Origin of the sequence: Pseudoalteromonas sp. CR1 (genome assembly GCF_019392235.1) — a bacterium.
GTDB lineage: Bacteria > Pseudomonadota > Gammaproteobacteria > Enterobacterales > Alteromonadaceae > Pseudoalteromonas.
The window spans coordinates 1-243 of the sequence record NZ_JAHXRM010000547.1; the positions used below are offsets into that span (position 1 = coordinate 1).

Below are 243 nucleotides of genomic sequence, written 5' to 3' on the forward strand. Positions count from 1 at the left end.
TGAATGAATGGTGCCGACTAACCGAGTCGAACTGGGTAACTTATACAGACTACTGATTACAGTGCATTGAAATTACTGTTGAATGAATGGTGCCGACTAACCGAGTCGAACTGGGTAACTTATACAGACTACTGATTACAGTGCATTGAAATTACTATTGAAGGAATGGTGCCGACTAACCGAGTCGAACGGTTGACCTACTGATTACAAGTCAGTTGCTCTACCAGCTGAGCTAAGTCGGCA

Annotated in this window: 1 tRNA gene; it reads right to left on the bottom strand. The window is 43.6% G+C overall.

Annotated features, from left to right (window positions below):
* Positions 1–166: 166 nt before the first annotated feature.
* A tRNA-Thr gene (locus KZZ04_RS20500) sits at positions 167–242 on the bottom strand.
* Position 243: the final 1 nt, after the last annotated feature.